We start from the raw sequence: 7984 nt of genomic DNA, 5'->3' as shown, positions 1-7984 counted from the left end.
GTACTTCGCGTCGTTCGTAGTGGAGACGGAGCCCGAGGTGCTGCCCGCCACGGACAGCGCGGTCGGCATCGACCTGGGCCTGACACACTTTGCAACCCTCTCCGACGGCACGAAGATCGACAGCCCTCGCTTCCTGCGCCGGGCCGAGAAGAAACTCAAGCGCGAACAGCAGCGCCTGGCCCATAAGGCAAAGGGCAGCAGCAACCGGACCAAGGCCCGCATCAAGGTCGCCCGCGCTCACGCACGGGTGGCTGACGCGCGGCGCGAGTTCCACCACCAGCTCTCCACCCAGATCCTCCGCGACAACCAAGCGGTGGCAGTGGAAGACCTGGCGGTCAAAGGACTCGCCCGCACGCGCATGGCCAAGTCCGTCCACGACGCCGGATGGTCGGCGTTCGTCACGATGCTGGAGTACAAGGCCGCCAAGTTCGGCCGGTCCTTCCACCGCATCGGCCGCTTCGAGCCGACCTCTCAGGTCTGCTGCGTGTGCGGTGTCAAGGACGGCCCCAAGCCCCTCAACGTCCGCGAGTGGACGTGCGGTGCCTGCGGTGCCGTCCTTGACCGGGACATCAACGCGGCGGTCAACGTCGCCAAGACCGCCGGACTGGCGGTATCAGCCTGTCGAGCGCGGGTAAGACCGGGAGAAATCCCGGCACAGCGCGAAGAAGCAGGAACCCACCCGAAGTCGAGCCGGTCAACGGCGGGGCAGGCGGGAATCTCCGTCCTTTAGGGCGGAGAGGATGTCAAGAGCGGGCGTTCGGTGCTCGGCTCGGGAGCTGTTCCGGCTCGATGCGCCGGGCGGCGGGGTCCTGCATGCGGAGGTCGCGATCGGGCGGTCCGTCCTGATGCTCGGCGATGCGGGCCCGGCGGACGCGGACGGTGCCGGCTTCGCCGCGCCGGTGCCGCTCGGCGGGACGAGCGTCACCCTGCACGTCTTCGTGCCGGACGTCGACGCCCTGGCCCGTCGGGCGCGGGTGGCGGGTGCCGCGATCGTCCAGCCGCCGACCGACATGTTCCACGGCGACCGGACGGCCGTCCTCAGGGACCCGTCCGGCCATCTGTGGGTCTTCCTCACCCACCTGGAGGACCTGGAGGGGGACGAGGTCCTGCGCCGCCTGCCCGCCTCCGGGTGAGGCGGACGAGGAATCCGGACCGGCGCCCGGCCGGGTCAGCTCCAGGCCGCGCGCAGCTCGTCGGCGTGGGCGGTCAGCCAGGTGCCGAACGACTGCAGCTGCGGGTTGAGTTCGCGGACGGCGTCGAGGTCCCGGGCCGTGGTGAAGCGGTCCTCGCAGTCGGCGTAGAACTGGAACATGTTGCCGGCCTCGTCGGCGCCGGGGAAGCCGAGCGCGCGGAAGGCGTCCGGGGTCAGCGGCCGGTACTGCACCGGTACGCCGACGGCCTCGGTGAGCGCTGCGGCCATGTCGGCGAGGGGCAGGTGCTCGCCGGCGATGCTGACGGTGGCGGCGATGAGGTCGGTGCCGCGCTCGAGGAGGGCCAGCGCCGTCCGGCCGATGTCGTCGACGGCGATGCCGGAGAGCCGGCTGGTCCCCATCGGGAAGACCAGCTGGAGGGTGCCGTCCTCGCCGCGCTGCGGGCTGAAGGCGCCCAGCAGGTTCTCCCAGTAGAACGTGGTGCGCAGGAAGGTCGTGGGCACGCCGGCGTCGGTGAAGAACTGGTCGGCCTCGGCCTTCGCGTCGAAGTGCGGCACCGAGTAGGAGCCCTGCAGGACGGGCATGCGCGGGTCGTCGACCGGGATGCACGCGCGGGTGTCCTCCAGCGTGGACCAGATCGCGTGCTGCACACCGGCGTGGCCTGCGGCGTTCGCCAGTGCCAGGGCCTGGGTCTTCTCCCGTTCGGCCGACATGTGCTCCCAGAAATTGGTCACCAGGTAGGCGCCGTACGCGCCCTCGAAGGCCGCTCCCAGGGTGGCGGGGTCGTCCATGTCGGCCTGGACCACCTGCGCGCCGAGCCGGGCCAGTTCACGGGCGTGGTCGGAGTCGGGATGACGGGTGACGGCCCGGACGGTGAAAGCGCTGCTCTCGTCCGCGAGGACCGCCCGGGCGAAGCCGCCGCCCTGCTGCCCGGTCGCCCCGAACACGGTGATGATCTTCTTCTCGGTCACGGTGCCCTTCCTCCACCCGCCCCCGGTGCGGGCGCGGCAGAATCCAGCGCACCCCAGATCACGGCGGTCGGCAAACCGAGCCGCGGCCGGATCGGGCAGCGCGGCTCCGATCCCGTGCGCCGCCGTACGGCCGCCCGCAGCCCGTTCCGCCCCAGCGGCGGCACGGCCCCGCGGCGCGGGTGGGCTGCCGCGGAGGGGCTACGCCCCGGCCGTCCGGCGGTCGAGGCGGACCGTCATCTCGACGCTCACCTCGTCGCCCGCCGAGAGGCCCTGCGGCTTGCGGACGGCACTCTTGATCGGAAGGAGGTAGCCGCCGTCCTTCGGGAAGAGCGAGGTCGCGAAGGCGGTACCGCCGATCCGGGCCTCGACGGGGATGACGCCCCAGCCGTACGTGGCGAGCGAGGCGACCTCGCGGATGTCGGCGGACTGCTCGTCCGGCACGGGGACGAAGTAGAACGGCGACGGTCCGCGCCACTCGATCACGTGGCCGGCGAAGGCGAGGTCCATGGGTCGGTCCGTTCGTCGGGGGAAGCCTGGAGACCGCAGCGTACCGGTGGTGCCGTGCGGGGGAGTTCGTCGCGCCCCGCGCCCGTCGGGCGGGGCTGCGGCGATCGCCGGGTGGCGGCAGGTCAGAGGCGGAGGAGGCTCTCGGCCTCGGCGGTGTACAGGAGGGCCGGATCAAGGTCCATGCCGGTGAAGTGGCCTGCGAGTTCGAGGGAGAGCACGCCGTGGAGGCGGGTCCAGAAGGCGAGGGCCCGGTCCTGCGCGCGGGGTGGGGGGCAGGCGTCGAGGAGGGTGGCCATGATCCGGGAGGCGATCGCCGTGGTGTCCGGCGGCGCGTGGTAGCCGGGGACGGGGGTGCCGTACAGCAGGAAGTAGCGCTGGGGGTCCTCCAGTGCCCAGCGGCGGAGGGCGGCGGCGAGGCCGGCGAGGTCGGCGCCCGCCCCGGCGGCTGCGTCGAAGGCGTCGGCGAGACTCCGGTAGCCGTCCGTGATCAGTTCGGTGATCAGCTCGTCGCGCCCCGCGAAGTACCGGTAGAGGGCCGGGCCGCTCATGCCCATCTGCTTGGCGATCGCGTTCAGGGAGAGCGCGGAGGCACCGGCGGTGGCGATCTGCTGCTGGGCGCGCTCCTTGATCTCCGCACGGATCTGGGTGCGGTAGCGCTCGCGCGGGGTCGTCCCGTCCTCTGACACGGCCTGTGTCCTCTCCGGCTGCGGGTGGCTACACCGTGACGTCTTGGTTAGAGGCTATCACGGTAGTTGTTGACACTCACCGCTCTGGTGAGTTAGAACTTCTAACGAACGCAAAACCGAGTAACAAGCTCGGTCCGGTAGCGAGTCCGATGGAGGTCGTCATGCGCCAGGAGATGTCCGAGCAGTTGGTCGAGGTCGTGCTGCCCGGGACGGTGGAGCCGGAGGGCCTCCAGCTGCGGCACGGGCCCGTCCCGGCCGCGGGTCCGGGCCAGGTCCTGGTACGGGTCGAGGCCACCGGCGTCTCGTTCGCGGAGCAGCAGATGCGCCGCGGCCGGTACTACGACCAGCCGCCGTTCCCCTTCGTGCCCGGCTACGACCTGGTCGGCACCGTCCGGTCGGCGGGCCCGGGGGTGGACCCCGGCCTGGTCGGCACCAGGGTGGCGGCGCTGGTCAAGGTCGGCGGCTGGGCGAGCCACGTCTGCCTGGACGCGCAGGACGTGGTGGAGGTCCCCGAGGGCATCGACGCGGCGTCGGCCGAGACACTGGTGGTCAACGGCATCACCGCGTGGCAGATGCTGCACCGCCGGGCCCGGGTCCGCAGCGGCCGGACCGTCCTGGTGCACGGCGCGAACGGCGGCGTCGGCTCCGTCCTGGTGCAGCTCGCCCGCGCGGCGGGCGCCACCGTGATCGGCACCGCCTCCCCGCGCCACCACGAGGCCCTTCGCCGGCAGGGCGTCCTCCCGGTGGACTACCGCGACGGGGACGTGGCGGCCCGGGTCCGCGAACTCGCCCCCGCAGGAGTGGACGCGGTCTTCGACCACGTGGGCGGTGACGGCATCGTCCGCTCGTGGAGCCTGCTGCGGCCCGGCGGCACGCTCGTCTCGTACGGCAGCGCCTCCACCCGCGACGCGCAGGGCTCCAAGCAGTGGCCCGTGCTCAAGCTGCTGGGACGCGTCTGGCTGTGGAACGCGCTGCCCAACCGCCGGCACGCCTGCTTCTACAACGTGTGGGCCGGTCGGGCCTGGGCCCCGGGCCGCTTACGCGCCCGGCGTCGCGCCCCCCACGCCGAGTTTTTAGCCCCCCAGCAACACGGGGAGGTAGGCCCCCACGTGGCCCCCCCGCTGCCGCTGACGCGGGTTGCGGAGGCGATGCGGCTGGCCGAGTCCGGCACCGTCGCCGGGAAGATCGTCCTGCACCCCTAGCAGGTCCGGGAGTCGTGGTGGGCCGCCGCCGTCGACCGGTGCGAGCGATACGACGGACCCGGCCCCGCGGCTCCGTGGCGTCGTCAGTCCTGCGGCGCGAGCAGCACGGTGCCGAGGGAGCCGAGGGTGCGCTCGCCGTCGTCGCCGAGGAGCGCGGCCTCCAGCGCCAGGCTCCGGCCGGCCGGCAGGTCGTCGGCGACCTCGACCAGGACCTGGAACTGCCGTGACTCGTGCGGGCCGAGGCCCAGCGACAGCCGCGCCTCCCGGCCGCCCTCGCCGGCCTGCCCGCCCTCGGCGTCCAGCAGCCGAACGGTGGCTGCGGCATCCGCGGGCACCGTCCCGACCTCCCGCCCGACCAGCGCGGCGTGGCTCGATGACGCAGGGCCGACGCGGACCTCGAAGGCACCCTCCGTCGCCAGCGGATTGGCGACCGTCAGCGGCAGCAGTGCGGGCGCACCCGGGGCGACGGTCGCCGCCTGCAGGTTGCGCTGCGCCCAGTGCCGGTCGCCGGCCGGGTCGCACACCGTGCCGGCACGGTCCTGCGGGTGCGAGACCGCCACCACGAGGCAGACGTGCGCCGGTGCGGTGGCCGGGATGGTCGCCGTCATGGTCGGGGTGGTCGCCACCGCCGGGGCGGTACGGCTCGGCGGCACGGAGACCACCGAGGCCGCGAAGAAGTTCGGCTTCGCGAAGCCCACGGTCGGGTCCGCCCAGTAGACCACCACGGTGGCCAGGGCGGCCGCGTTGCCGCCCCCCGAGTTGCGCACCGACACCCGCACGTCGAGCGGCTGCCCCGGCTGGTACGGCCCGGGGTGGATCGACTCGCAGAGGTAGCCGACCACCGAGCCGGGCAGCGGCCGGACCTGCCCGGTGTCCCAGCCGCCGCCGGGGGAGAGCGGCGCGGTCCAGTACGGGACGCAGAGGTACGGCCGGGTGTCGGGCGGCCCCTCGCCGGGCTCGCCGCGGGGCGGGTCCACGGGCTGGTTCATCGCGGCTCCTACTGGTCGGTGTAGTCCAGGACGACCACCTGGACCGGATCGTTGCCCACGGAGCCGGCCGCCGCCCAGCAGGGGTGGCCGTGGCCGCGGTCGGCATCGAGGTCGAGGTTGCGGCCGTCCTGCGAACCCGCGGCGATCTGCGCCCACAGGCCGAGCGACACGGCTGCGGCCTGCAGCGGCGAACCGGCGTCCAGGAAGGCCTTCGGCGCCGCCCCGAGCGGGTACGGCGAGGGAGACCTGACGGGGTGCTCGATCGCCGAGACGGGGAACGCGTGGTAGGCGTCCACCGGCTGCGCCTCCTCGCGGAACGGCCACAGCTCGACGGCGGGCACGGAGGTGAACTGCTCGTACAGCGGGAGCCCCGCGGTGGCGGCCGGGTAGATCAGGCCGGTGGTCGTCAGGAACGTCCGGGCCCGGTCCATCGCCTCCCACGCCTGCTCGTGCGCGTCGAACAGCAGGCCCACCAGCTGCGTCGCCTGCGGGGAGACCGCGATCGCCGTGAGCTGTTGTCGGCTCACCCCGGGATTGGTGGGATCGCGCGGGTCCGGCGGGTCCTGCTCCCAGACCTTCTTCAGCAGCATGTTGTCCCAGAACGTGCAGGTGTGGTGGTTCGCCCACTGCCCGATGCACTGGACGAAGGCCTGCACCAGGTCGATCAGGATGATCGCCAGGACGAGGATGCCGCAGCCCGACGACGTCTTGGAGCTGTCCGAGCCGTCAGGCTTCTTCGAGCCGGGCTCGTCCGGCCCGTACTTCACGGCGACGCCGCCGCCGTCCTGGCCGACCACGTCGACGTCCTGCGGGCGGAGCGTCGGCGGCGGGGACGACGGATCGCTCCACAGCGCCTGCATGAACACCTGGCCCGGCTGGGCCGGGACGGACGGCATCGCGAACCCGTCCAGCAGGTCGAGGTGTTCGAGCAGTCGCCGGTAGCCGAGGTGCAGGTCGGGCACCGGCACCGTCCGGGTGGTGTCGAAGGCGGCGGTGACCGCGGCGCCGATCAGGTCGGCGAGCTCGGCGGGAAGCTCGGGCGCACCGGGAGCGCCGAACCGCACCCGGTCGGCCATCGCGGCCGGCCGGAGCGCCCCGGCGTGGTTCGCGGCCAGCCAGCTGCCGACCGTGTTGCGCGCGAGGCGGTCACGGTGGCGGTGCGACCGCCGGGGGCCGCCGACCGTGTGCCCGAGATAGGCCGAGCCCGCGGCATTCGCCCCGTACGAGGACGCCGCGCCGACCGCGAAGGCCAGCCCGCTCGGGCCCTGCGCCGCGGCGAACAGCGCGCGGACGAACGCATCGGTGCGGCGCGCCAGTTGGAGGTTGCCCCAGTCCCAGTCCGCGGTGCCGAGGTCGTCCTGGCGCGGGTGCGGCGGCAGGTGCTCGAACGTCAGCGCGTCGGCGCGCAGGGTGTCGACGTCGGTGCGGATGCCGATCACGGAGTTGGCGAACTCCTGCGCCCCGACCGCGGCCGTGTTGAAGCGGTTGGCCGACCCGGGGTCGGCGGGATTCTCCAGCGCGCCCTCCAGGTCGGCGCGGACCGTGCCCAGCTGCTCGCACAGGTCCCGCCCGCGGTTCCACAGGTCGGCCGCCCGGCGCAGGAGCCCCAGCTCCCAGCCGTCCGCCGAGGCCTGGCAGAGCACCTGCTGCACGAAGGCACCGAGCAGCGCCGCACCGGGCTCCTGACCGACCGCGGCCAGCGCCTCCTGCTGTGCGGCGGTCACCGCGGGGTCGGGGAAGCTCGCGGCGCCGAGCACGGACGCGAACTCGCCGAGCGCGACGCAGTCGCCGTGGTAGTCGAGCATGGCCAACCCCTCTCGCGGACCGTCCGCACCACCCTCCCTCCCCGACCGGCACGGCGGACGCAACGACCCGTCACGCGTCCGGGTGACGCGGGGTCACGGAGGCCCGCACCGGCCCGCCGGTGCGGCTGTTCGAGTGGCTTCAGGACGTCGTGCGAGCGTGGAGCGCCCGGCGGGGTATGTCGTCCCGCACGTGATTCCCCGGGGCCGTGAGGAGAGCCAGAGTGTACGCAGCAGTGCGGCGGTACGAAGGAGTGACCGACCCCGCGGAGGCGGGACGCCGGGTGGCCGAGGGATTCATCCCCGTCCTTCGGCAGGTTCCGGGATTCGTGGCCTATTACTTCGTCGACGCCGGGGGTGGCGTGATGGTCTCCACCAGTGTCTTCGAGGACAGGGCCGGGGCCGAGCAGTCGGTCGAGCGGGCGGCGGAATTCGTGCGGGAGAACCTCGCGTCCCTGCTCCCCAACCCTCCCCTCGTCACGGCCGGGCAGGTCGTGGCCGCCGGGTAGCGGCCTCCGCGGCGGGGCGGCGGTACCCGGCGTGCCGGCGACGGAGCGGGCCGCGGGGCCCGGCGGGGCCCGCGGCGCCCCGCCCCGCCCGGCGCGGTGAATGCGCGGGACGCCGGCAGACGCACGGCTCCCACACCAACCCCCCCCGCGCCCCCCCCCCCCCCGCG

The 7984-nt window shown here is 73.6% G+C and carries 9 protein-coding genes; 4 read left to right on the top strand and 5 right to left on the bottom strand.

All coding sequences use genetic code 11. The annotated features are described in order from the left end of the window. Together ACFV0G_RS08715 and ACFV0G_RS08710 are read left to right on the top strand one after the other, a co-directional pair. The coding region (locus ACFV0G_RS08715; protein WP_380543833.1) for an RNA-guided endonuclease TnpB family protein at nucleotides 1-730 on the top strand (730 nt) is incomplete at its 5' end. A 10-nt stretch (nucleotides 731-740) separates the two neighbouring features. Next, entirely contained in the window at nucleotides 741-1133 is a 393-nt protein-coding gene (locus tag ACFV0G_RS08710; protein WP_380543830.1) for a VOC family protein, read from the top strand. 35 nt (nucleotides 1134-1168) lie between these two features. Here ACFV0G_RS08710 and ACFV0G_RS08705 read toward each other — a convergent pair whose 3' ends face one another. The 3 genes from ACFV0G_RS08705 to ACFV0G_RS08695 all read right to left on the bottom strand — a co-directional run bounded on the left by ACFV0G_RS08705 (nucleotide 1169) and on the right by ACFV0G_RS08695 (nucleotide 3315). Further along, a complete protein-coding gene (locus ACFV0G_RS08705) occupies nucleotides 1169-2122 on the bottom strand; it encodes an NmrA/HSCARG family protein (protein ID WP_380543827.1) in 954 nt (317 codons plus the stop codon). Nucleotides 2123-2320: 198 nt separating this feature from the next. After that, nucleotides 2321-2629, bottom strand: a complete 309-nt coding sequence (locus ACFV0G_RS08700) for a DUF1905 domain-containing protein (RefSeq protein WP_380543824.1) — start codon at nucleotides 2627-2629, stop codon at nucleotides 2321-2323. Nucleotides 2630-2751: 122 nt separating this feature from the next. Continuing rightward, nucleotides 2752-3315 carry a TetR/AcrR family transcriptional regulator gene (locus ACFV0G_RS08695; protein WP_380543820.1) on the bottom strand — a complete coding sequence of 188 codons (564 nt, stop codon included), beginning with the start codon at nucleotides 3313-3315 and terminating at the stop codon, nucleotides 2752-2754. A gap of 149 nt (nucleotides 3316-3464) precedes the next feature. Between ACFV0G_RS08695 and ACFV0G_RS08690 the strand changes: the two genes are divergently transcribed. After that, a complete protein-coding gene (locus ACFV0G_RS08690; RefSeq protein ID WP_380543817.1) occupies nucleotides 3465-4517 on the top strand; it encodes a medium chain dehydrogenase/reductase family protein in 1053 nt (350 codons plus the stop codon). Nucleotides 4518-4600: 83 nt separating this feature from the next. Here the strand turns inward: ACFV0G_RS08690 and ACFV0G_RS08685 are convergent, their stop codons facing one another. Both ACFV0G_RS08685 and ACFV0G_RS08680 read right to left on the bottom strand, forming a co-directional pair. Beyond that, complete coding sequence (locus tag ACFV0G_RS08685) at nucleotides 4601-5506, bottom strand: hypothetical protein (protein WP_380543814.1); 906 nt, start codon at nucleotides 5504-5506, stop codon at nucleotides 4601-4603. Nucleotides 5507-5514: 8 nt separating this feature from the next. Next, nucleotides 5515-7311, bottom strand: a complete 1797-nt coding sequence (locus ACFV0G_RS08680) for a hypothetical protein (RefSeq protein WP_380543811.1) — start codon at nucleotides 7309-7311, stop codon at nucleotides 5515-5517. Between the two features lie 221 nt (nucleotides 7312-7532). Between ACFV0G_RS08680 and ACFV0G_RS08675 the strand changes: the two genes are divergently transcribed. Further along, nucleotides 7533-7817 carry a hypothetical protein gene (locus ACFV0G_RS08675; RefSeq protein WP_380543808.1) on the top strand — a complete coding sequence of 95 codons (285 nt, stop codon included), beginning with the start codon at nucleotides 7533-7535 and terminating at the stop codon, nucleotides 7815-7817. The last annotated feature ends 167 nt before the right edge of the window (nucleotides 7818-7984 follow it).

It is taken from the genome of Kitasatospora sp. NPDC059571 (genome assembly GCF_042735675.1).
Lineage (GTDB): Bacteria > Actinomycetota > Actinomycetes > Streptomycetales > Streptomycetaceae > Kitasatospora.
The sequence above is the reverse complement of the archived record's forward strand: the minus strand, read 5'-3'. Positions and strand labels throughout refer to the sequence as shown.